Below are 22,137 nucleotides of genomic sequence, written 5' to 3' on the forward strand. Positions count from 1 at the left end.
ATACCCTAAACTGGGCTCGTGCCCGGAAGGCGTGACAGCTTCCGGGCTGATTGGAACATGTGTCCAACGCTGAGCGCTCCGCGTGCGGATCATTGGAACGACAGTCAGTCCACACCGCGGCCTTACTCGAACTGCTGGCGATTCTCCGGGGTGATGAGTTTGAACGGCACCCAGATGACCGGAGATGCCAGCGTTTCACCACGCGCCATGCTCAACGCTGCATCTACTGCACCGTTGGCCTGGCCGACCGCGTCCTGAAACACGCTGACGGCCATCTTGCCCTCGGCCATCAGCTTCAAACCGTCCGGGGTGCCGTCGATGCCGCCCACCAGATAATCCCTGGCATTCTTCCCGGCCTTTTCCAGCCCCATGATCGCACCGATCGCCATTTCGTCGTTGTTGGCCGCGACGATAGAGAAGTCCACACCCTGCTTGACCCAGTCAATCACGATTGTCGCTGCCTGGCTGCGCTCCCAGTTGCCGATTTTCTTCTGCACGACCTTCATGTTCGGGTACTTGGCGACCACCTTTTCCACGTCCTCGGTGCGCATGACCGACGACTTGTTACTCGGATCACCCACCAGAATCACCACGTTACCCTTGTAACCGGCACGACGGGCCAGCTCTTCCATTTGCAAAGTGCCGGACTCCAGCTCGTCAGAGCCGACAAATGCTGTCAACGCAGGCCATGTGGCAGGTTCCGGATTGCGGTTGACGAACACCAGCGGAACCTTGGCCTCATTGGCCAGGCGCATCATTTCCGCTGCGCTTTTGCCGTTCACCATCGCGACAACGATGGCGTCGACTTTCGAATTGACCAGATTGCGGAATTGACGCATCTGCAACTCCACGTCGTCCTGGCCGTTCTCCATGAAGATGTCGGCATCCAGCAGCGCCACCTGCTTTTCCACCCCGTGGCGCAGAATGGTCTGAAAATTGTCGTTGTACTTGGCCATGCCCACACCGATCAATGGCGTGGCAGCCTGTGCCAGGCCGGCGACCAGCAGGCTCGCACTCAGGGAAATCGATAACCACTGTTTCATGTTCTGACTCCCGGGCATCAAACGCTGAAATGATGGAGCAGCTCGCGCTGATCCCTGGCCATTTTCGACAGGTCCTGACTGCTGCTCGCAGACTGTTCGGCACCGTCGGCGGCCTGCTGGGCAGAGTAGTTGATGTGCGTGACCATGCGACTGGTTTCCTGCACCGTTGCGCTTTGCTGCTCGGTGGCAGCTGCGATCTGGATATTCATGTCGCGAATCGTGTCCACCGCCTCGCCCATTTCCACCAGTAACTGGTCGGCACCGAAAGCCAGCGTCACGCAGTGATTGGACTGGATCTGGCTTTCGTTCATCACCTGCACAGCCGAGTGGATCTTGCTCTGCATCTGGCCGATCATTTCCTGAATCTCGCTGGTCGAGGTCTGGGTGCGGCTGGCCAGCGAACGTACTTCATCGGCAACCACCGCAAAGCCCCTGCCCTGTTCGCCCGCGCGTGCAGCTTCGATGGCCGCGTTGAGCGCCAGCAGGTTGGTCTGCTCGGCAATGGTACGAATGGCATCGACAATACCGTCAATGTTTTGCCCGTACTTCTGCAGCTCGTCGGTGACCGCAGACGCCTTGTTGACCTGTTCAGCCTGCTGACGAATGTTGACGATGGTTTCAGCCACGCGCTTCTGCACCTTGTTGGTCAGTTCGCTGGTGCTGTCCACCGCGCCACGCGTGTCCTGAGCACGACGGGCCACTTCTTCCACGGTGCTTTCCATTTCATTCATGGCCGACGCGGCAGAATTGAGACGGTCTTTCTGCTCGTCGACCACGCGGGTGGTCTGCTCACTGATCTGCGCGTTCTGACTGGCAGTCAACGCCAGGGTGTCGGCAGAGCCGATCAACTGACGAAACGTCTGTTGCAACGACTGGGTGAATTCATTGAGGTAACCGCCCAGCTCGCCGAACTCGTCGCGACGGCTGACATCGAAACGCACCCGCATATCGCCGCTGGTGAGGGTCTTGAGCACCTCGCGAAACGCCGCCAATGGACGCCGAAGGCTGAAGGCGACCCAGGTGCCGATGACTGCCGCTGCGGTTACCGCCAGCAGACAAGCGATCAGCAGCAGGCTGAGGCCGGTGGCGATGGTCGAATCTGCACCCGCCTTGGCCTCATTGGCCACCGCCAGTGACTGATTGCCGAACTCGCCGATCTTGTCCAGTGTTGCCTGAAGACGGGTTTCCGCTGCCTGGCGCTGTTTGCCGACCTGCTCGGCGAGCGCCGCTTCCTGCCTGTAGGCCTGATAAACGCCGTCACTGCCGGTGAGGTCGTTAAGCAGGCGGTTGACCATCACACCAGCGATACGACCGCCGCGTGGATCTACTGCCGTCAGTTCGCGCGCCCGAGTGCTGATTACCTCATCCTGCAGGTTGAGCACGCGCTGCAAGGTCTGGATATCCGGCGTCGCCGCATGAGCAGCCAGACCTTCGTAGGATTTGCCAACTTCCAGCAGTAGCTTTTCACCTGCTGCCACATTATCCGCAGCCCCTGCACTGCGCGCGCGGGCAATGTAATCACGAAGATAACCGGTCAGCTGTGCGCCCTGACTGCTGCTGTAGCCCTGCAATACCCGGCTCTGGAGTGACTGCAAAACGTGCTGTCGATGACTGGCAATCAGGGTCTGCGCCTGTTCGGCATAAGCAGCGCTCAACTGCCGCTGCTGATTCAGGTTGTCGCGCAGTTCAGCGCGGTCGCCGATGTAGGCAGGCGTGCTGTCCAGCAACTGATTGAACCGGGCCATGCTGTCGTTGAAGGGCTGCTTGCCATCGTCAATCTGCTTGGGGTCATTGCTGACCAGAATCCCGAGCAGTGCCTGGTTGGCGCGCAGCACATGCACGTAAAGCTCGCTCGCCGCCCTGCTCAAGGGTGCCGACTGCCCGGTAATGATGCTGATCCGGTCGCTTATGGAATGGGTGCTTTGGTAGCTGATACCTGCCATGGCGAGCAGCAGCACAACCAGCACGGCAAACCCACCGATCACTCGCTGAAGAATGGTCATGGCTATCCTCTTTTATTTTTATTGCGCCGAATCTGATCCGGGCCTGCGCAGAGAACGTCAGTCCGGAAAATGATCGGAGCTCGAGAAATAATGTCGGCCGGGCAGAAGGCGACTTGAGGCATGGTTCACATTATCTTTATCGAAAAAAGGGCCGCCTGACCTGAACGGTCATGCAGCCCTCTGACTACCCGAATGGATATCAGCGGAAATGACGTGCTACCGCCTCCGGTGCATCAGGCACATCCATGTTGATCCTGCGCCACGCGGCCTGGGCGAAGCTGTACACCGAAAACGCAATCAGCCCCAGCGCCACGATCAGTAGCACCAGACCACCGGCAGGCAGATCCTGCAAACCATTGAGCGCATCCTTCATGCCCGGCGGGTGCATGGCCTGATAGCTGGAACCGCTTACGGCCAGTAACACTGCAATTTCGATAAACGCCACGCCGCGGGCGATCAGCCCGAAGCGCGACACCGGACGCACATATTTCATGACGTCTTCATCAGCCTCGAAATACTTCTCGAAAGACGCCTTGTAGCCCTTGATGATATGCACGATGCCCAGCGCCAATGGCACCAGTGCCACTACGTAGACCAGCAGGTTGGAATGATCCCAGGACAGAAGCGTTGCCAGCAGATCCTTGGCCTGGCCACCACCCGATGAGCCACCGGAGCTCTTGAGCCCGCTGACCAGCAGCCCCAGCGCGAAAAACGCCAATGCCCCGTAAGTAAAGCCGCCCACCAGAAGACCACCACGAATCACCAGCCCCTTGAGTTCGCGGCCATGATGATCCACGTCACGCGTAGCCTGCAGCACACGCCATGCAGCGAACGCCAGCAGGCCGACAATCACCAGCCCGACTAGCACACTGCCGAACGGCTGGCTCAACAAGGCTTCAAGACTGCTGTGGCTATCGGCAGGCTGTGAAGATCCCTGTGCCGCCAATACCGCGAACAGACCGATAATCAGATAAACCACACCACGGGCGGCATAACCGCCTCGTGCAAGTAGAACAAGGCCGCGTTGCGCCGACATAAATAACTATCCCTGAAAGTAATTACAGGAACAGACCCGGCGTGTTCACAGGGGTTCGACCCGATTGACGGCGTGCGCACATTGCACGCCGTCAGTGGGCTCATAACCCTTCAGGCAAACGTGGCACCTCGCGTATTCACGAACACCGAATAAAGCGAATGGCTGCTGGCCATGAACAGCCGATTGCCCTCTCGCCCGCCGAAGCAGACATTGGCGCAGCGCTCCGGCAAGCTGATATGGCCGATGGCCTTGCCTTGAGGGTTGAACACTCGCACGCCGTCGAGTTTCTCCATATCGGCCCTGGGATCACCGTTACCTCCCCAGCCGCACCACAAATTGCCGCTTTCGTCGCACTTGATGCCGTCGATGGCCGCGTAGTCCAGACCTTCGATGTGTTTGCGCCGCTCGCCCAGCGTGCCGTCTTCGTTGACCGCTATCGCCCAGATGAGGCCGTGGGGTTTGGCGCGCCCTTCGACCACATACAAGGTTTTCTCGTCCGGCGAGAAGCACAAACCATTCGGACCTGCCAGATCATCGATAATCCTGGAAACCTTGCCGCTCGACGGGTCTATGCGATAGACGCCGAAGGGTTGCTCCTGCTTGACCTTTTGACCTTCGTAGTTGCTTTCGGCCTGGAAGGTAGGATCGGTGAACCAGATAGACCCATCGCGTTTGCAGGCGATGTCGTTGGGCGAATTGAAAGGCTTGCCCTCGAAGCTGTCGGCCAGCACGGTGATACGCCCGTTGTACTCGGTACGCGTCACCCGCCTTCCCTCGGTAGTGGTGCTCGCCCCCTCACACACCAGCAGCCTGCCCTGGCGATCGCGGCACATGCCATTGGAAAAGTTCGAATGCTCGCGGTACACCGACAGCTGACCCGTTACCTCGTCCCAACGCATGATCCGATTGTTGGCGATATCGCTGACCAGCAAGTAGCGACCGTCACCCACCCACACCGGCCCTTCGGCCCAGCGCATGCCGCTGGCCAGTTTCTCGACGCTGGCATTGAATATTCGTATGTGGGTAAAGCTGTCGTCCAGCACACTGACCAAAGGGTCGGGATAGCGCTGGGTCAGCGGCTGAGCGCTGGAAAGACGCGGCAATGCGCCAATGGCGGCAACGGTTGCGGAAACGGCCAGCGACTGCTTGAGAAAGCCCCTGCGGCTTTGATCGGGTGTGCTGCCTGATGATGAGAATTCCATGATGAGCATCCATTATCTTTATTGTCGGAAAGGCGCGCGTCTTGCGGCCGCACGTCATCCTACAAGATACCGCTGGGCGGCTTGAATAATGGCCGTGTGCAATCAGACTTCGCCTGCAGATATACCGCCTCCCATGCTTCGACACACACTCGCGATAAGGTATCTTGCGCCACTCCTTTTCAACGACCCAAGGTCCACCATGCCCTCCAGCAAACGCGAACAGGCCCAGACAGATCGGCGTCTGGTGAGCGCATTGACGCACGCCTGCGAGACCGCCAAGGCCGAGATGCCCGGTTTCTGCTGGCTGACTCATGAAGTCGATTACGCGGCGTTCCCGGCCAGCCTGCAGGTGGTGTGGGTGTTCGATACGCTGGCCGACAAGAACGCTGCGCTGCAGCGCGGGTTGGACGAGCGGATGATCGGTCTCACGGTAGAGGCACTTGACGATGCCCAGGTCAGCCTGTCGAATGCAGCGGCGCATGTGCATGTCGACTGCGAAGAGCAGTGCCTGCGCGAGAACGCGGGCAACTGGCAGCAGCGCATCAAACGCAAATACGCCAGCCGAGGTTAAGCATGGCCAAGGACATCGAAAACCCGTGCATTTCCGTGTGCCAGCTCAGCGGCGATCTGTGCGTGAGCTGCGGGCGTACCAAGGACGATATTCGCAAGTGGAAGCGCATGAAACGGCCTGAAAAGATGGCTGCGGTGCAACGCGCGACCCAGAGGCTGAAAAGCCTGCAGAAAAAGAGCATTTGAAGCCTAAATTTCATCTTGGGTGCGGAAACTTCTTTAAAACGGCCCGAGTCAGTATTACCCGTGACTCGGTTGCCTGGGGTCGGACGAATTACAGGAATCTCACTCTTGGTCAGTCATGCAGATCGCCGCAACACCCTTTCACTGGATAGCCTGAATTTCTTCCTTGCCGATGTCCGCGATGGCCTGGGCCCGTATCTGGCGATCTATCTGCTGGCGGTGCACAAATGGGACCCGGCCAGCATCGGCGTGGTGATGACCATTGCCGGCATTGCCGGGCTGCTGACCCAGACACCTGCCGGGGCGCTGATCGACCGTACGCCCTACAAGCGCGCCATGATCGGTGTGGCGGCCTTGTTGGTGACGCTGAGTTGCCTGATTCTGCCCTTCACCTCGTCTTTTTCCGTTGTTGCCCTGACCCAGGCGTTGAGCAGCATTGCGGCCTCGGTATTTGCACCGGCTATCGCGGCCATTTCCCTGGGCATCACCGGGCCCAAAGCGTTTACCCGCCGTACCGGGCGCAACGAAACGTTCAACCACGCCGGTAATGCCTGCGCAGCCCTGCTGGCTGGTGGCTTCGCCTACCTCTTCGGACCTATTGCGGTGTTCTACCTGATGGCCGCCATGGCGCTGGCGAGTATTGTCGCAGTCAGCTTCGTTTCCGCAGACGCCATCGATCACGATGTGGCGCGGGGTTTCGATGCCAGCCACGACGTCAGTGGTCATCAACCGTCGGGCCTTTCTGCGCTGTTGAGCAACAAGCCGCTGCTGATGTTCGGTATTTGCTGCGCGCTGTTCCATCTGGCCAACGCGGCGATGCTGCCGCTGGTGAGTCAAAAGCTCTCACAGATCAACATGCAGATGGCCACACCGCTGACCTCGGCGTGCATCGTCGCGGCCCAGCTGGTGATGGTGCCGGCCGCGCTGCTGGTAGGCATGAAAGCGGATGTCTGGGGGCGCAAGCCGCTGTTGCTGGCCGGTTTTCTGTTCTTGCCGATTCGCGGTGTGCTCTACACCTTTTCCGATGATCCTTATTGGCTGGTCGCGGTGCAGATGCTCGACGGTATCGGCGCGGGCCTGTTCGGTGCCCTGTTCCCCTTGATGGTCAAGGACCTCACCCAAGGCAGCGGGCGTTTCAACGTGAGTCTGGGTGCGCTGTCCACGCTGTTCGGGCTGGGTGCAGCGCTGAGCAACAGCCTGGCGGGTTTTGTCGTGCATGCAGCAGGTTACAGCGCGGCATTTCTGACCCTCGCCGGCGTGGCAGCGGTCGCGTTCTGCCTGTTGTGGCTGGCCGTGCCGGAGACCCTTTCGCGCTCGCATAATGAGCCCGAGCTCAAAGCGGACAATGCCGTGGGCGCGTGACCACCCTTAGTCCACCGTAACCGCCCTCACCCGCCAGCCCTCGCGCTGGCGGGTTGCGATTACCAGACCACCTCCTTCACCTTGCATCCCGCCAACCCAGCGCCCTGCCTCGTCCCACAGACCACTGCGCCCCGCCGACTGCCAGCCGCCGGTCGGCCCGCCATGATTGGCTATCAACACCGGCAGCGAGTGACGGCGGGCATGCCCCGAAAGCAGTCCGGCATCGTATTCATAGCCTCCCGGCGAGATCAGCACACTGGCTGCGTACACCCAGGCTGCGCCTTGCGCCATGCGCTGCGCGTGTTCGGCGTGGGCGAAGTCGGCACACACGCACAGACCGATTCGCTGCTGATCAACTGGCAGATAGCAGTCCTCGTTGCCGGCGCTGAACACGACGTCTTCGCCGGGATGCAGATATTGCTTGGCGTAGGCGATGACATCGCCCCGAGCGGTGAAGGTCAGTGCGCCAATCAGCACGCTGTCGTCCGGCCCCCTGAGCGGCACGCCAAGGGTGGTCGTCAGTCGCAATTTTTTAGCCAGTGCCACGAGCGGCGCCAGACGCGCATCGCCTGGAAGCAAAGCCAACTCGCGAGCCAGATCCGGCTCGTAGCCTGTGAGTGACAACTCGGGAAACAGCAGATAACGGGCGCCCAGTTCAGTTGCCCGCTGCATGAACGCCAGATGCCCGGAGAGATTGCTTTCGATATCTCCCCGTGCAGAACAGAATTGAGCAGCGGCGAGTATTGGAAACGTCATGGGCTCTCCAGATAAACGGGGTTGGCAGACGCGAGCTTAGCCTGCATCACAGCCGGTTCACACATAGTTACATTTTTACCAACGACCCATGTTATACGACGTCTTATCTTGTCTGGCAGTGACTGACATCTCATTACAATAAAAAACGGAGATTCACCGCATGCCGCTTACCCCGTCTCTCAAAGAAACGGCCACGCCAGTAGCCGAACCTCGTCTCAAGAAATTTGCAAAATTATTGGGGCCCGGCATCATCGCCGTGCTGTCCTGGCTGGGCGCGGGCGATCTGATCACCTCATCGGTGGCAGGCGCCAGTTATGGTTACGCCATGATGTGGGTACTGGCGATTTCGCTGCTGCTCAGGTTTCTGATCGTCAACATCATCGCCCGCTTCCAGCTCTGCAATAACCAGGGCATGACCATCCTCCAGGGTTACGCGCAACTGCACCCGCTGTTCGCCTGGTTCATGCTTGGCTACGCATTGCTCATGGGGCATTTGATCAACGCCTACATGATCAAGGGCGCCGGCGAGGCGCTTGCCATGCTGCTGCACATCGACTAGCCACTGCTCTGCTCCGTCGCAGTGGTGATTGCCGTGTGGCTGTTGGTGGGCCGCAATATCTACGCAATGATCGAAGGCGTGATGAAGGTGCTGCTGGCGATCATGACCCTGGCGTTTCTGACCCTGGCGATCATGTCCGGGCCCGACGTCACCGGCATCATCAAGGGCACCATCGGCTTCAGCATTCCGCCTGATGAGGGCGTGCACGGCGCACTGCTGGTGGCGGTCTCGGTGATCGGTGCCGTAGCCGGGTCGATCGCTAACTTCGTCCACCCTTACGTGATGCGTGAAAAAGGCTGGACCGGCCCGGAGCACAAGCGCATCCAGCGCAACGATTTGCTGTTCGCGGTGATCGTCGGCATCGTCATCAACCTGGCCATCTGGGTGGTGGGCGTCGAAATCCTGCGGCCCAACGGTATTCAGGTCAACACCCTGGCGGACCTGGGCAAGGCCCTGGAAATCTTTTTCGGCCCATTGGGTTGGTACATCTTCTTCATCGGCGTGTTCGCCACCCTGTTTGCCAGTATTTCCGGCAAGACCACAGCCTTTCCGATGCTGATCACCGATGCTTTCCAGCACATCCAGCCCAAGCGCCGCGAACGCTACGGCAAAGTGTTCCACAACGACCCGATGCACCGGTGGTTCATGCTGTTCATTCTGGTCACCCCGCTGATCTGGTCGCTGCCCGGCATGCCGGACTTCGTGACCCTGACCCTGGGCGTCAACGCGCTGAATATCATCGGGTTGCCCGTCATCTCGCTAGGGCTGCTGATCATGTCCAATCAGAAGTCACTGTTGAGCAAGGAATACCGCAACAACTGGTTCGAAAACATCGCGCTGACCTTCGCCACCGGACTGGCGTTGTGGGTGGCGTTTCAGTTAGGGACGGAGTTGCTGGCCTGACAACGCAATCGTTTCGCTTCAAAAAATCACAGCCCCCCCGCAGCATAGGGGGGTTGATCGACATCAGACGTGGCTTAAAACTCACCACGGCAGGTATTCAGCCCTTAGGCTGTTCACGAAAAGTGGCTGCGCATCGGTGATGCTTCGTTAAAAACAGGCTCGGAATGCTCATTTACAACACGTAGACTCCGCTTCCTCGCCTGTTTTTGCCTCGCCTGACCTTCGCTCGCCGACTTTTCGTACAGAGCCTAGTGACTCAACTGAACCTGTGGTGTATCCCTGCCAACGCAATAAACATATCAAAAAAGGAATAACCTGAGCGCGTCTCATCATAAAAAAGCATCCTGATTTTTTTTGCATCCACCCCTATTACGAATGAATAAAAGTTATAAAAACTCTTTTTTCTACCGCTTCACACGGTCTACTCTCTAACAAGAGTCACCTTTACTCAACTTGAACGGAGATTTACAAGCATGGACGCAGACGACAGGACTACCGAATACAAACCAGCTCCCAGCATCGACATCAAAGGCAGGAGCGGTATCAGGACATTGAGAGCAAAACTATCATGCAAAAAAAAGGACGGATCTGGCTCCAGAGCAGGCGACAACTTTATTACTATTAGCGAACTGAAACAATATGCCGCTGTGTATCTCTCGGCAAACAGTGATGGCCCCGAGGGCCGTTTCACAATTAGAAAAGATCAGTCTGGCACTGATTGGAATTATTGGACGGACTTTCCTTTGAGCCATACTTCCTGGAACGGATTTTATACAGATGATTTAAGATACGACCAGCTTAAAGGACTTTTCCCCGCAGGCGTCTCTGACGAACTCTACTACGATGTTGGGGTTCCTGAATAGCAAAGACACTAATTAAATAACGCGATTGATATCAGGACTATCCCTTGGCTTCAAGGTTGCATGCTTTATGCATTTAGCGATCTGATCACGGCGCTGTGATTAGATCGCTTTTATATACAGGCCTTTATTGTTTACCTTTCAGGAAAGATCTGAAGCAGGCATTGATTTTTGATGCTTTCTTAGATTAATGTCCAAAAAACTTGTTCGATCAGATCATCAGACTTTTCCGTCGTTAGCTCATCGATTTCCCCTCAAACAGCACCTTTTCAAGGCGTTTTTCCGCATTACAGGCGCCTCTCTCCCATAGCCAGCAACCGCTTTCGCATCATTCAAAGGTTCGACAAGGCAAATAACGTTGCCTGTTGCGCGCTATTTTTAGCCCGCTCGCGAAACCGGACTTTCGTATAAGGCCAGCATCACCGATGACATAGGCTCCTCACCATGCAGCAACTGATCGACGATGACCTGCAAAATACCGCCGGCCAACTCATGCTCTTCCAGCAAAAGACGAAAGTTGAGGATCGTGGTTTCGTCAGGAATTCGATCCAGGTGCAGTCCTGCAAATTGCCGCAGGATCGTGGTCTAGTAGAGTGATTCTTCCATGGCTGGATCGCTGTAGCCGAACCATTTTTGCATCTGATGAATCCGCAACATTGCCATCAGCGGACAGGCCGGATGCCCACCTTGGCCCTTCGGGTAATGCGGCTCAGTCAGGCGATCAGACCTTTCCATGGTACCACCTGATCCATTTCAATCAGGAAGCGCTGTCGACGGGGCTGCTTACGTTTCCCGGAGTATTCGGCATCGGCGAAGGACAGCTTTGTCATAGGGGGGACCGTTGTGTTCATGTCAGGCAGGTATTTCAACAGAAACTCGGGGCTTTTTCAGAGTTTCCTCAGGTCTCCCGAGTACCGGAAGTTTGAATCCCTGCCATCCCTTCAACATTTTCCAGCGCTCAAAGCGCTCGAAGCGCGACTGAATGAGCTCACAATCGCAAACAATTCTCAACGGAGATGTTATATTGTATCCATTACTATTAGGAAGTCTCACATGTCGTCTCGTAGAATCGCGTCTCTGGCAGGCTTGGCAATCGGGGTATTGGGCAGCAACAGCTATGGGCAGGAACAGCCGCAGACCATTGAACTGGAAAGCGTCAACGTCACTTCCGACTATCAGTACGAGACGGCGACCAGCCCGGTCCAGGGCTATCGCGCCACCCGCTCGGCCACGGCCACCAAGACCGACACCGCCATCGCGGATATCCCGCAGTCGATCAGCGTGGTACCTGCCTCAGTGCTCAAGGACCTTGGCAGCAACAATGTCGAGCGCGCGCTGGATTTTGCCGGCGGCGTATCCAAGCAGAATAACTTCGGCGGTCTGACGCTTTACGAGTACAGCATCCGCGGCTTCACCACGTCCGAGTTCTACAAGGACGGCTTCAGCGCCAACCGCGGCTACCCTGCCACGCCGGATGCCGCAAATATCGAGCGTATCGAAGTGCTCAAAGGCCCCGCCGCCAGCCTGTACGGGCGTGGCGATCCGGGCGGCACGGTCAATATCGTTACCAAGAAACCGCAGCGTGAAGCCTTTACCACCTTGCAGACCAGCGCAGGCAGTTGGGATCGCTATCGCACCGCGCTGGACGTCAACACGCCGCTGGATGAAGAAGGCAGCCTGCTGTCGCGGGTCAATCTGGCCGTCGAAGACAACAACAGCTTTCGTGACCATGTAGAGAGCAAACGGGTGTTTGTCGCCCCATCCTTCAGTTGGCAATTGAACCCTGACACACATCTGCTGGTGGAAACCGAGTTCGTGCGCCACACATCGACGTTCGACCGAGGCGTGATCGCCCCCAACAACAAGTGGAGCGGCGTGTCGCGCTCGACCTTCCTCGGTGAGCCGGACGATGACATCGATAATGACAACAACATGGTGCAGTTCGCCCTGGACCACCAGCTCAACGATGTGTGGTCGCTGCGTCTGGCCAGCCACTACAAGCAAGGCGAAATGTCAGGTTTTGCCAGCGAGGCACGCCCCCTGAATGCCGACGGCCGCACCGTAAACCGCCGTTACCGCGAGCGCGACAACAACTGGCATGACAGCATCACCCAGCTGGAATTGCGCGGTCATTTCGACGCGATCGGTCTGGAGCACGAAGTGCTGATCGGCACCGAATACGAGAATTACCGCAAGAACGAGCGGGTGACCACCATTGCAGGCAGTCCATACGCCATCGACATCTACAACCCGGTGTATGGCCAGCCGAAACCCAATGGCGCGCGTTCCGGCACTGATTTCTACGAGCACATTGAAAGCCGTGCGCTGAACCTGCAGGACCAGATTGTCTTTACCGACAAGCTGCGCGGCATGATCGGGGCACGCTACGAGCACTTCGATCAGCAGGTCGATGACTTCACCACCAATGCCACCTCCGGGCAGCGTCACGACGCGTTCACCCAGCGCGCCGGGCTACTTTATCAGCTCACACCGCAGGTTGGCCTGTTCGCCAACGCGTCCACCTCGTTCAAGCCGAACAATGGCCTGGACGCCAGCGGCAAAACCTTCGACCCGGAAGAAGGCATCGGTTATGAGACCGGGATCAAGAGCGAACTGTTCGACGACCGCCTTAGTACCACCCTCGCCGCCTTCCACATAGAAAAGGAAAACGTTCTGGCACTGGACCCGGGCACCGACACCAATCGCGCCGTGGGAAAGGCCCGCAGCCAGGGTTTCGACCTGCAATTCACCGGACAAATCACTGACGCGGTGCGGATTATCGGAGCATTCGCCTACATTGATGCTGAAGTCACCAAGGGCGACCGGACCATCCCGGCAGGCAGTCGCATCCTTGGGGTCGCCAAACACAGTGGCAGCCTGTTGAGCGTCTATGAATTTCAGGAAGGCGTATTGCGCGGTTCGGATATTGGCGCGGCGTATACCTACGTCGGCGATCGCTCCGGCCAGTCCGGCACCGACTTCGAGCTGCCGGCTTACCAGACTGTAGACCTGCTGGCGCACTATAAAGCCAGCGAGAACGTGACAGTGGGCCTGAACCTCAACAATATTTTCGATGAAAAATACTACGAGCGCTCCTACAGCAATTACTGGGTCGCGCCAGGCGAACCGCGTAACTTTACGGTCAGCCTGACACTCGGCCTCTGACTCCTGTAACCCTCGCTTAACAACAATAAGGATGCACCATGCTGTCAACAAAACCTTTCATGGCCCTGGGCCTGCTCGGCGCATTGTTCGCCAGTCAAGTGAACGCACACGGCCTGTGGACCGAACAGCGGCGCGGCAATATCGAGGTGGTCTACGGTCATGGCGCGGAAGACAACGCGTTCAAAGCGCAAAAAGTCAGCGGCGCATGGGCTTATGACCAGCAGGGCAAAATGATCCCGGTGACGGTACAACGCCTCGAGGATCACGCGCGTCTGGTGCCGCTCAAGCCGCCTGCGGTCATGAGCGTTGCGCTGGATAACGGCATGTGGACGCGCGACGCCGAAAAGAAATGGATCAATGAGGGACGCAGCAAAGTACCCAATGGCACCGACTCCATCCACACCTTCAAATACAGCGTGGCCATTTACGCCGAAGGCGCGCACCTGCCAGCGTTCAACAAACTGAATTTCGTGATCGTGCCGCAGACCGATCCCTTGAAAGTCGGCGCAGGCAAACCACTGCCGGTGCGCGTACTGATCGACGGCAAACCCGCCGCCGGTATCAAACTGATCGGCGATTACCGCAGCGCACCGGACGTCGTCAGCGCTGAAACCGATGCACAGGGTCTGGCCAGCGTCATCGTGCGTAACGAGGGGCTGAACATCATCGCCGCCGAAGTCACGCTGCCCGTCAAGGACAACGCCGACATCGCCGAACGCGGCTTGTTTACCTCACTGACGTTTGTCGGTGAGGCGCATCACGACTGATGACGCGCAGTAGCAAATTGCTTCTATTCAGGTACGCAAAGTATCTTCGGCCGACGTTGCCGGAGAACTTTGCTGATCGAACCTTGCGCGTGCCTGCTCGATTGCCTGTCTGTTATTGCTTGCCCATGCGGACAGCATTTCCAGCTGCGGCTTCAGTGAGTGGCCGAGTTCGGTCAAGTCATAGTCAACACGGGGCGGTACGGTTGCAAATACTGTGCGAGATACCAGGCCGTCGCGCTCAAGGCCTCTCAGCGCCAGTGTCAGCATTCGGTGCGAGACACCGGCGGCGGTTCGTTGCAGTGCGTTAAAGCGCATAGGTCGGCACGATAAAATCCCGACGACCATGACCGTCCATTTGTCTCCTATTCGGTCAAGTATCTCGCCCAGAGCCCTGCAACTCTCTTCATCGTGGGGGCTGTCAGAAAATTCAGTATCCGATAAAGACATGTACCCGCCTCCTGCTGCATTACGAACACTCATGTTCCTAGCAAACAAATCTGTGCGTTCTTGTAAACCCGTATGCATTCAAACAGATTACGCAAACAAGGTCGACGCCTTGGTCAGGCAGTCGGGTTCAACCAAAGAACCCGTCCCGTAGAGGTGTACAGACCCTTTTCCAGGAGCCTGACCATGGGATGCGTGCGCGAATATACAATTTTGTACAAAATAGATACATCAAGCTAAAGACCCCGCTGTTGCGGGCCGATAGGTGTATTAAACAAGACTCCACAAATGCTCCGGGACCGGAACCTCAATGAAAATCACACCTTTCGACACCACTCCGATCATGAATATTCAGGTCGTGACCTCAACGCCAGCTTCGGTGACAGAAAGCACCGCAGTATCCAGTGTCACACCTGCCGCTGCGAAGGTTCAGATCTCGAAAGAAGGTCAGGAAAAACTCCAAAGTGAAAAGAACGCAGACATCGATCAGTCCGGCCTGCCTGAGGACGTCAAGGAAGTCTTGAAAAACATCCGCAAGCTTCAGGATCAGATCGCTGAAAAGAACCAGGAATTGATGGAACTGCTGAACGACAAGACCTTGCCGGAAGATGAGAAGAAACGGCAGAGAGAGCTTTTGACGTCCACCATCAGAAGCATGCAATCAGCGTTGTCCCAAGCCACGAGCGCGCTGAATAACGCGATGTCGTCCAATAATATGGACTCCGACAGCCGTAGCCAGGCCAAGGGCCTGATCGGGATGAAATAGGCGTCACGCATCGACCGGGCCCTGAATATTTCCAGCGGGCGCAATGCTCCGCCGGAATAGCAGCTTGCCAGTACAGTAAAATCTGACAACCCCGCGCGCGCCCCCCCCCCCCCACAAACCCGCAATATTCTCTTTAGTAAACAAAGTTTCCAGAAACCTCTGGACGCTGCTTTTCCTTTCGCCTATAAAACAGCCTTCAAGAATATTAAATTCCTGTAGAGAATTTTATTCGCCACTCAGAAAACCTCTATATCTGACTTTTTGCCCCCTTTGCCGAGCTGCCGCCCTATTCCAGAGGACAAGCCATGCAACACGAGAAGAACCATTTCATCCTGAAGATCAGCTGCCCGGCGACCTCCGGCATTGTCGCGGCAGTGGCTTCCTGCCTGGCTGGCAACGGCTGCTACATCGGTGAAATGGCCCAGTTCGACGACGAGTACAGCGGTACCTTTTTCATGCGTGCAGTGTTTCGTTTCAACGATGGTCACGACGGCGACATCCAGCAGTTGAAAACCGGTTTCGATGTGGTGGCCAAAGACTTCGCCATGCAGTGGGAACTGCATGACACGCGTCGCCCGATGCGGGTTTTGTTGATGGTCAGCAAGTTCGATCACTGCCTGACGGACCTGCTGTACCGCTACCACAAGGGGGAGATGGACATGACCATCACCGCCATTGTGTCCAACCATCTGGACTTGCGGCCGATGGCCGAGCGGGAAGGCATTCGTTTCATTTACCTGCCTGTGAGTAAAGAAACCAAGGCGGCGCAGGAAGCTGCGCTGATGAAGGTGGTCGACGAAACCGGCACCGAACTGGTGGTGCTGGCGCGCTACATGCAGATTCTCTCCGACGACCTGTGCAAGCAACTGGCGGGGCGGGCCATCAACATTCATCACTCCTTTCTGCCGGGTTTCAAGGGTGCAAAGCCGTATCACCAGGCTTATGAGCGCGGCGTGAAACTGATCGGCGCCACTGCGCATTACGTCACCAGCGACCTGGACGAAGGACCGATCATCGAGCAGGAAGTGCAGCGTGTCGATCACGTCTACCTGCCTGAAGACCTGGTCGCAGCAGGCCGTAACAACGAAACCATCGCGCTGTCTCGGGCAGTCAAGTACCACCTTGAGCATCGGGTGTTTCTCAACACTGACCGAACGGTGATCTTCCGATGAGCGCGCGCATCATCGATGGTAAGGCAGCTGCCGCTCGTGTTCTGGAACAGGTCAGAACCGACGTAAAAACCTTGAAAGCCGACGGCATCGAACCGGCACTGGCGGTCATTCTGGTCGGTAACGACCCGGCCAGTGAGGTGTATGTGCGCAACAAGATCCTGCGCGCAGAGGAAGCAGGCATTCGTTCGTTGGAGCACCGCCTGCCTGCCAAGAGTAGCCAGCAACAGGTGCTGGCGCTGATTACCGAACTGAACGCCGACGACTCGGTAAACGGCATCCTGCTGCAACTGCCACTGCCGCCGCACATTGAAGAAGCCCGAGCCTTGCAGGCCATTGCCCCAGACAAGGACGTCGATGGCTTCCACAGTGAAAACGTGGGCGGCCTCAGCCAGGGACGCAGCGTACTGACGCCCTGCACGCCCAGCGGCTGCCTGCACTTGCTTGAAGAGACCTGCGGCGATCTGGGCGGCAAGCATGCAGTGGTTATCGGTCGCTCCAATATCGTCGGCAAACCGATGGCCGCCCTGCTGTTGCAAGCGCATTGCTCGGTGACAGTGGTGCATTCGCGCAGTATCGATGCCAAGGCCTTGTGCCAGCTGGCAGACATCGTCGTCGCAGCGGTGGGTCGCCCGCGCATGATCGACGCCAGTTGGCTCAAGCCCGGCGCAGTGGTGATCGACGTCGGCATCAACCGCATCGAGGACCACGGCCGCAGTCGCCTGGTAGGCGATGTGGATTTCGCCAGCGCCATCGAAGTCGCCTCTGCCATCACTCCCGTTCCCGGCGGAGTCGGCCCGATGACTATCGCCTTTCTGATGAAAAACACAGTGACTGCTGCCAGGCAGCAAGCCCTCGCACAACGCAGCCAATCGGAGGCCGTATGCCTTTCAACCTATTGAAATACGGGCTCAGCCCGGAGTACCCGGTCGAGGTGGATCTGCCTGCGCCCAAGGAACTGAAGTCCTCCTACGACGTGGTGATCATCGGCGGCGGCGGGCATGGCCTGGCCACCGCCTACTACCTGTCGAAATACCACGGCATCACCAATATCGCCGTACTGGAAAAAGGCTATCTGGGCGGCGGCAATACCGCGCGCAACACGGCGGTTATCCGCTCCAACTACCTGACCAGTGAAGGCGTGAAGTTCTATGCCGAGTCGGTAAAAATGTTTCAGGGCCTGTCCAACGAGTTCGACTTCAACATCATGTATTCGGAGCGCGGCCAGCTGACCCTTGCGCATACCGACGCCACCGTCCGCTCGTTCCGTCAGCGCGCCGAGGTCAACAAGCATTTCGGCGGCCGCACCGAAATGATCGACCGCCAGCAGATCCGCGAACTGGTGCCGAGCCTTAATCTGGACCCCGGCCATCTGCCGGTGCTCGCGGGCCTGTGGCATATCGACGGTGGCACCGCACGCCACGACGCGGTCGCCTGGGGCTATGCCAAACAGGCGGCCAAGCGCGGCGTCGAGATTCATCAACTGACCGAGGTGCAGGAACTGGTGATCGAGAATGGCGCCATCACCGCAGTGAAAACCAATCGCGGCACCATCCAGTGCGGTTGCGCCGTGCAGGCAGTCGCGGGCATGAGTTCGCAGATGATGAAAAAGGCCGGAATTCGCTCACCGATCCAGACTTTCCCGCTGCAAGCGATGGTCACTCAACCTTTCAAGCCGTTCCTCGACCCGTTGGTGAGTTCGTCCGCCCTGCACTGTTATGTCCAGCAGACCAGCCGTGGCGAGGTGGTGTTTGGCGGCGGCTCGGACCCGTATCCACTGTTCAATACTCGCTCGACGCTGGACCTCAAGGAAAGCCTGCTGGCCCACGCCATCGAGATGTTTCCGTTTCTGGCCAACGCCAAATTGATGCGCCAGTGGGCCGGAATCACCGACATGACACCCGACTACAGCCCGATCATGGGCCTCTCGCCGGTCAGGAATTATTACCTGGACGCAGGCTGGGGCACCTGGGGCTTCAAGGCAACGCCAATCTGCGGCAAGACCATGGCCGAACTGGTGGCCAGTGGCGGCAAGGTGCCCGAGTTGATCAGGCCATTCGCGCTGGAACGCTTCTCGACCTTCCAGCAAGTCAACGAAATGGGCGCGACAGCGGCCAGCCACTGACGGAGAGCGACACATGAAAATCATGACCTGCCCGCTCAACGGACCGCGCAACATCAGCGAATTCACCTACGGCGGCGAATTCAAGCACATGCCTGACCCGCAGACCTGCAGCGATGCCGAATGGGCCGACTACGTGTTCAACAGCGAGGACACCCTGGGCGTGGTGCGCGAGTGGTGGATGCACAACCCGTCCAGCTACTGGTTTCTGGCCGAGCGCCATACCGGCAGCGACGAGATCATTCGCACCTTCGACCCGAGGGAAATATTTACCGCACGTATCGACTTCGCTCCCCTCCCATCCAAGGAGATCGCAGGATGACCACCCCAGCCCGCCTGCCCGCGCCCATGGGCCTGCTGATCAACCGCAACCAGCCGCTCACGTTCAGCTTCGATGGCAAAACCTATCAGGGCCTGCAAGGCGACAGCATTGCCAGCGCACTGCTGGCCAATGGTCGCTTTCTGCTCTCGCGCTCGTTCAAATACCATCGCCCGCGCGGACCGTTGAGCATGGCCGGACAGGACGCCAACAGCCTGATCCAGTTGCCACACGAGCCTAACGTGCTGGCCGACACCTTTGTCTTGCAGGATGGGTTGCAGGCAACCGGACAGAATTTTAGCGGCTCGCTGGACCACGACAGGGATGCCTGGCTGGGCAAGTTCTCGAAGTTCATGCCGGTGGGTTTCTACTACCGCTCGTTCTACAAGCCCAAGGGCATGTGGAAAATCTGGGAGCCAGTCATTCGCAAGAAAGCCGGCCTCGGCGTGCTGGATCTGGACTTTCAGCCTGAATACTACGACAAGGCCTACCTGTTCACTGATCTGGCGGTGATCGGCGCAGGACCTGCCGGTTTGCAGGCGGCGCTGACTGCAGCTAACGCTGGCGTCAGGGTGCTGTTGATCGAACAGCAGCCGATACTCGGTGGTTCGCTGACCTACGCGCGCTTCGATATTGACGGTCAGCGTGCCGGGCGACTGCGGCGCGAACTGGTCGAAGCCGTGCAGGCGCACGCCAATATTCAGGTCCTCACACAGGCCACTTGCAATGCCTGGTTCACCGACAACTACCTGCCAGTGATTCAGGGCAAGCGTCTGTACAAGGTACGCGCTACGCAATGCCTGGTGTGCAGCGGCTCGTTCGACCAGCCGGTTATTTTTCGCAACAATGATTTGCCCGGTGTGATGCTGACCAGCGCCGCGCAACGTCTGATCAGGCTGTACGCAGTCAAGCCCGGCAAGCGCGCGGTGGTGCTGACCGGCAATGATGACGGTTACCTCGCTGCACTGGATTTGCACGATCAGGGTGTCGAAGTGGTCGCGGTCGCCGACATGCGCGCCAATCCGTCGGATCGGGCATTGCAGGTTGCGCTGGAGCAACGCGGCATCGTCTGCCACATGAGCACCACCGTGTATGAAGCGCTGCACGAGAAAGGCATGCGTCACGTGAGCGGGGCCGAGCTGCGCAAGATCACCGGCCAGGGGCAGGTGGCGAACAGCGGTTCGCGTGTCGACTGCGACCTGCTGTGCATGTCCGGCGGCTACATGCCGGTCTACCAGTTGCTGTGCCAGGCGGGCGGCAAGCTGGCCTATGACGATCAGCAGGCCGAGTTCGCGATCAGCAGCCTGCCGCAGAACCTGGGCATCGCCGGTTCGGTCAACGGTTATCACGCGCTGGATAACGTGCTGGCCGATGCGGAGAATGCCGCAGCCGGGGTGCTCTCGGCGCTAGGCCTGGAATCGGCAGTCAACCCGGTCACGCTGCGCAGCGAAGCGCAGGTCAACTTCCCCTGGCCGATCTTTCCGCATCCCGAGGGCAAGGATTTTGTCGATTTCGACGAAGACTTGCAGGTACGCGATATCGTCAATGCCACCCGCATCGGCTATCGCGAAATCCAGTTGGTAAAGCGTTATTCCACCGTCGGGATGGGGCCGTCGCAAGGTCGTCACTCGGCGTTGCCAACCGCACGGCTGGTGGCTGCGTCGACCCAGCGCAGCATCAGCGAAACCGGTGTGACCACTGCCCGGCCGCCCTTCGAGGCAGAGAAACTGGCACACGTGGCGGGCCGGGCCTTCGACCCCTACCGCCAGACGCCCATGCATCAACGGCATGTGCAGGCAGGCGCGAAGATGATGCCGGCCGGGATCTGGCAGCGCCCAGCGTTCTATGGCAAGCCATCGCAACGCGATGCCTGCATGCAGCAAGAAGCTCTGCATGTGCGCAATAAGGTCGGGATTATCGATGTGTCGACACTCGGCGGGCTGGACGTACGCGGGCCCGATGCCGCCGAGCTGCTCAACCGCATGTACACCTTTGCGTTCCTCAAGCAGCCGGTCGGGCGGTCACGCTACGCGCTGATGACCAACGAGCAAGGCGTGGTCATCGACGACGGCGTTTGTGCACGCTTTGCCGACCAGCACTTCTACGTCACCGCCACCACCAGCGGTGTGGATCGCATCTACCAACAGATGCTCAAGTGGAATGCCCAGTGGCGTCTGAATGTGGACATCACCAACGTTACAGCGGCCATTGCTGCGGTCAACGTGGCGGGCCCGGATTCGCGCAAGGTGCTGGAGCAAGTGTGTACCGACCTTGATCTGTCCGCCGCAGGCTTCCCCTATCTGGGCGTGCGCCTGGGCACCGTTGCCGGTATCAAGGCGCGGCTGTTGCGGGTCGGCTTCGTCGGCGAACTGGGCTACGAGATCCACGTTCCGGCCAGGCATGCCCTGACACTGTGGGACGCGCTGACCGAGGCTGGCAAGGCCTTCGACATGCGTCCGTTCGGCGTCGAGACGCAACGTCTGTTACGTCTGGAAAAAGGCCACGTCATCATCAGCCAGGACACCGATGGCATGACCCATCCGGCCGAAATCGACATGGGCTGGGCGGTCAGCCGAAGCAAGCCGTTCTTCGTCGGCCGCCGCTCGGTGGATATCCTCGAAGCCCGGCCGCAGAAACGCAAGCTGGTGGGCTTCACCCTGCCCAAGGCCAGTCCGCTGCCGCTTGAAGGTCATCTGGTGCTCAAAGGCCCGCACATCAGTGGCAACGTGACCTCCTGCGAATACTCTTCAAGCCTGGGCATGATTATCGGCATGGCTTATGCCGCGTTCGACCAAAGCACACCCGGCCAGCAGATTCCGATTCGCGTCGAAGACGGCGTGGTGGTTCAGGCGACTGTCGTGAAACTGCCCTTCTTTGATCCTGAAAACCAGCGCCAGGAGCTCTGAAC

At 58.3% G+C, this 22,137-nt stretch carries 18 protein-coding genes and 2 pseudogenes; 13 read left to right on the plus strand and 7 right to left on the minus strand.

The window, feature by feature from the left end; all coding sequences use genetic code 11:
- Positions 1-122 precede the first annotated feature (122 nt).
- From RGM3321_RS18730 to RGM3321_RS18745, 4 genes are all read right to left on the minus strand, one after another.
- Positions 123-1,043 carry a substrate-binding domain-containing protein gene (locus RGM3321_RS18730; RefSeq protein ID WP_244394337.1) on the minus strand — a complete coding sequence of 307 codons (921 nt, stop codon included), beginning with the start codon at positions 1,041-1,043 and terminating at the stop codon, positions 123-125.
- Between the two features lie 17 nt (positions 1,044-1,060).
- Positions 1,061-3,046: a methyl-accepting chemotaxis protein gene (locus RGM3321_RS18735; protein ID WP_244394338.1), complete on the minus strand. Its 1,986-nt coding sequence runs from the start codon at positions 3,044-3,046 to the stop codon at positions 1,061-1,063.
- Between the two features lie 199 nt (positions 3,047-3,245).
- Positions 3,246-4,082: a DUF1206 domain-containing protein gene (locus RGM3321_RS18740; protein WP_122281711.1), complete on the minus strand. Its 837-nt coding sequence runs from the start codon at positions 4,080-4,082 to the stop codon at positions 3,246-3,248.
- A 110-nt stretch (positions 4,083-4,192) separates the two neighbouring features.
- Positions 4,193-5,284, minus strand: a complete 1,092-nt coding sequence (locus RGM3321_RS18745; protein WP_244394339.1) for an SMP-30/gluconolactonase/LRE family protein — start codon at positions 5,282-5,284, stop codon at positions 4,193-4,195.
- Between the two features lie 199 nt (positions 5,285-5,483).
- Between RGM3321_RS18745 and RGM3321_RS18750 the strand changes: the two genes are divergently transcribed.
- From RGM3321_RS18750 to RGM3321_RS18760, 3 genes are all read left to right on the plus strand, one after another.
- A complete protein-coding gene (locus RGM3321_RS18750; RefSeq protein WP_011267529.1) occupies positions 5,484-5,855 on the plus strand; it encodes a hypothetical protein in 372 nt (123 codons plus the stop codon).
- A gap of 2 nt (positions 5,856-5,857) precedes the next feature.
- On the plus strand, positions 5,858-6,040 hold the full coding sequence (locus tag RGM3321_RS18755) for a DUF1289 domain-containing protein (protein WP_003315517.1): 183 nt from the start codon (positions 5,858-5,860) through the stop codon (positions 6,038-6,040).
- A gap of 105 nt (positions 6,041-6,145) precedes the next feature.
- Entirely contained in the window at positions 6,146-7,399 is a 1,254-nt protein-coding gene (locus RGM3321_RS18760) for an MFS transporter (protein ID WP_032653840.1), read from the plus strand.
- Positions 7,400-7,405: 6 nt separating this feature from the next.
- Here RGM3321_RS18760 and RGM3321_RS18765 read toward each other — a convergent pair whose 3' ends face one another.
- Positions 7,406-8,155, minus strand: coding sequence for a carbon-nitrogen hydrolase family protein (locus tag RGM3321_RS18765; protein ID WP_244394340.1), 750 nt, complete (start codon positions 8,153-8,155; stop codon positions 7,406-7,408).
- A 160-nt stretch (positions 8,156-8,315) separates the two neighbouring features.
- Here RGM3321_RS18765 and RGM3321_RS18770 point away from each other — a divergent pair.
- Positions 8,316-9,617, plus strand: a pseudogene (locus tag RGM3321_RS18770) (Nramp family divalent metal transporter).
- Between the two features lie 473 nt (positions 9,618-10,090).
- A complete protein-coding gene (locus RGM3321_RS18775; protein ID WP_244394341.1) occupies positions 10,091-10,480 on the plus strand; it encodes a hypothetical protein in 390 nt (129 codons plus the stop codon).
- Between the two features lie 329 nt (positions 10,481-10,809).
- Here the strand turns inward: RGM3321_RS18775 and RGM3321_RS18780 are convergent.
- Positions 10,810-11,307 (minus strand): annotated as a pseudogene (locus RGM3321_RS18780) (transposase).
- 223 nt (positions 11,308-11,530) lie between these two features.
- On the opposite strand from RGM3321_RS18780, the gene RGM3321_RS18785 reads away from it, so the two are divergent.
- Both RGM3321_RS18785 and RGM3321_RS18790 read left to right on the plus strand, forming a co-directional pair.
- On the plus strand, positions 11,531-13,642 hold the full coding sequence (locus RGM3321_RS18785) for a TonB-dependent siderophore receptor (RefSeq protein ID WP_244394342.1): 2,112 nt from the start codon (positions 11,531-11,533) through the stop codon (positions 13,640-13,642).
- A gap of 38 nt (positions 13,643-13,680) precedes the next feature.
- Complete coding sequence (locus RGM3321_RS18790; protein ID WP_244394343.1) at positions 13,681-14,409, plus strand: DUF4198 domain-containing protein; 729 nt, start codon at positions 13,681-13,683, stop codon at positions 14,407-14,409.
- Positions 14,410-14,436: 27 nt separating this feature from the next.
- On the opposite strand, the gene RGM3321_RS18795 is transcribed toward RGM3321_RS18790, so the two are convergent.
- Positions 14,437-14,856: a helix-turn-helix domain-containing protein gene (locus RGM3321_RS18795; RefSeq protein ID WP_244394344.1), complete on the minus strand. Its 420-nt coding sequence runs from the start codon at positions 14,854-14,856 to the stop codon at positions 14,437-14,439.
- 340 nt (positions 14,857-15,196) lie between these two features.
- Between RGM3321_RS18795 and RGM3321_RS18800 the strand changes: the two genes are divergently transcribed.
- The 6 genes from RGM3321_RS18800 (at position 15,197) to RGM3321_RS18825 (ending at position 22,135) form a co-directional block, all read left to right on the plus strand.
- A complete protein-coding gene (locus tag RGM3321_RS18800) occupies positions 15,197-15,619 on the plus strand; it encodes a hypothetical protein (protein ID WP_244394345.1) in 423 nt (140 codons plus the stop codon).
- Positions 15,620-15,924: 305 nt separating this feature from the next.
- Positions 15,925-16,791 (plus strand): formyltetrahydrofolate deformylase, encoded by an 867-nt coding sequence (purU, locus tag RGM3321_RS18805; protein ID WP_004658059.1) that lies wholly within the window; start codon positions 15,925-15,927, stop codon positions 16,789-16,791.
- Complete coding sequence (gene folD, locus RGM3321_RS18810; protein ID WP_244394346.1) at positions 16,788-17,690, plus strand: bifunctional methylenetetrahydrofolate dehydrogenase/methenyltetrahydrofolate cyclohydrolase FolD; 903 nt, start codon at positions 16,788-16,790, stop codon at positions 17,688-17,690. Before purU ends, folD begins: the two co-directional genes overlap by 4 nt.
- Positions 17,672-18,913 carry an FAD-dependent oxidoreductase gene (locus RGM3321_RS18815; RefSeq protein WP_244394347.1) on the plus strand — a complete coding sequence of 414 codons (1,242 nt, stop codon included), beginning with the start codon at positions 17,672-17,674 and terminating at the stop codon, positions 18,911-18,913. The genes folD and RGM3321_RS18815 overlap by 19 nt, the downstream gene beginning before the upstream one ends.
- Before the next feature lie 13 nt (positions 18,914-18,926).
- Entirely contained in the window at positions 18,927-19,232 is a 306-nt protein-coding gene (locus tag RGM3321_RS18820) for a sarcosine oxidase subunit delta (RefSeq protein WP_058400239.1), read from the plus strand.
- Positions 19,229-22,135, plus strand: a complete 2,907-nt coding sequence (locus RGM3321_RS18825; RefSeq protein ID WP_244394348.1) for a 2Fe-2S iron-sulfur cluster-binding protein — start codon at positions 19,229-19,231, stop codon at positions 22,133-22,135. The genes RGM3321_RS18820 and RGM3321_RS18825 overlap by 4 nt, the downstream gene beginning before the upstream one ends.
- The last annotated feature ends 2 nt before the right edge of the window (positions 22,136-22,137 follow it).

It is taken from the genome of Pseudomonas sp. RGM 3321 (assembly GCF_022836805.1).
GTDB lineage: Bacteria > Pseudomonadota > Gammaproteobacteria > Pseudomonadales > Pseudomonadaceae > Aquipseudomonas.

Bases quoted from the DNA above. Each gene is read 5' to 3' on its own strand.
- RGM3321_RS18730 (WP_244394337.1), bottom strand. From the start codon at position 1,043: ATGAAACAGTGGTTATCGATTTCCCTGAGTGCGAGCCTGCTGGTCGCC.
- RGM3321_RS18735 (WP_244394338.1), bottom strand. From the start codon at position 3,046: ATGACCATTCTTCAGCGAGTGATCGGTGGGTTTGCCGTGCTGGTTGTG.
- RGM3321_RS18740 (WP_122281711.1), bottom strand. From the start codon at position 4,082: ATGTCGGCGCAACGCGGCCTTGTTCTACTTGCACGAGGCGGTTATGCC.
- RGM3321_RS18745 (WP_244394339.1), bottom strand. From the start codon at position 5,284: ATGGAATTCTCATCATCAGGCAGCACACCCGATCAAAGCCGCAGGGGC.
- RGM3321_RS18750 (WP_011267529.1), top strand. From the start codon at position 5,484: ATGCCCTCCAGCAAACGCGAACAGGCCCAGACAGATCGGCGTCTGGTG.
- RGM3321_RS18755 (WP_003315517.1), top strand. From the start codon at position 5,858: ATGGCCAAGGACATCGAAAACCCGTGCATTTCCGTGTGCCAGCTCAGC.
- RGM3321_RS18765 (WP_244394340.1), bottom strand. From the start codon at position 8,155: ATGACGTTTCCAATACTCGCCGCTGCTCAATTCTGTTCTGCACGGGGA.
- RGM3321_RS18775 (WP_244394341.1), top strand. From the start codon at position 10,091: ATGGACGCAGACGACAGGACTACCGAATACAAACCAGCTCCCAGCATC.
- RGM3321_RS18785 (WP_244394342.1), top strand. From the start codon at position 11,531: ATGTCGTCTCGTAGAATCGCGTCTCTGGCAGGCTTGGCAATCGGGGTA.
- RGM3321_RS18790 (WP_244394343.1), top strand. From the start codon at position 13,681: ATGCTGTCAACAAAACCTTTCATGGCCCTGGGCCTGCTCGGCGCATTG.
- RGM3321_RS18795 (WP_244394344.1), bottom strand. From the start codon at position 14,856: ATGTCTTTATCGGATACTGAATTTTCTGACAGCCCCCACGATGAAGAG.
- RGM3321_RS18800 (WP_244394345.1), top strand. From the start codon at position 15,197: ATGAATATTCAGGTCGTGACCTCAACGCCAGCTTCGGTGACAGAAAGC.
- purU (WP_004658059.1), top strand. From the start codon at position 15,925: ATGCAACACGAGAAGAACCATTTCATCCTGAAGATCAGCTGCCCGGCG.
- folD (WP_244394346.1), top strand. From the start codon at position 16,788: ATGAGCGCGCGCATCATCGATGGTAAGGCAGCTGCCGCTCGTGTTCTG.
- RGM3321_RS18815 (WP_244394347.1), top strand. From the start codon at position 17,672: ATGCCTTTCAACCTATTGAAATACGGGCTCAGCCCGGAGTACCCGGTC.
- RGM3321_RS18820 (WP_058400239.1), top strand. From the start codon at position 18,927: ATGAAAATCATGACCTGCCCGCTCAACGGACCGCGCAACATCAGCGAA.
- RGM3321_RS18825 (WP_244394348.1), top strand. From the start codon at position 19,229: ATGACCACCCCAGCCCGCCTGCCCGCGCCCATGGGCCTGCTGATCAAC.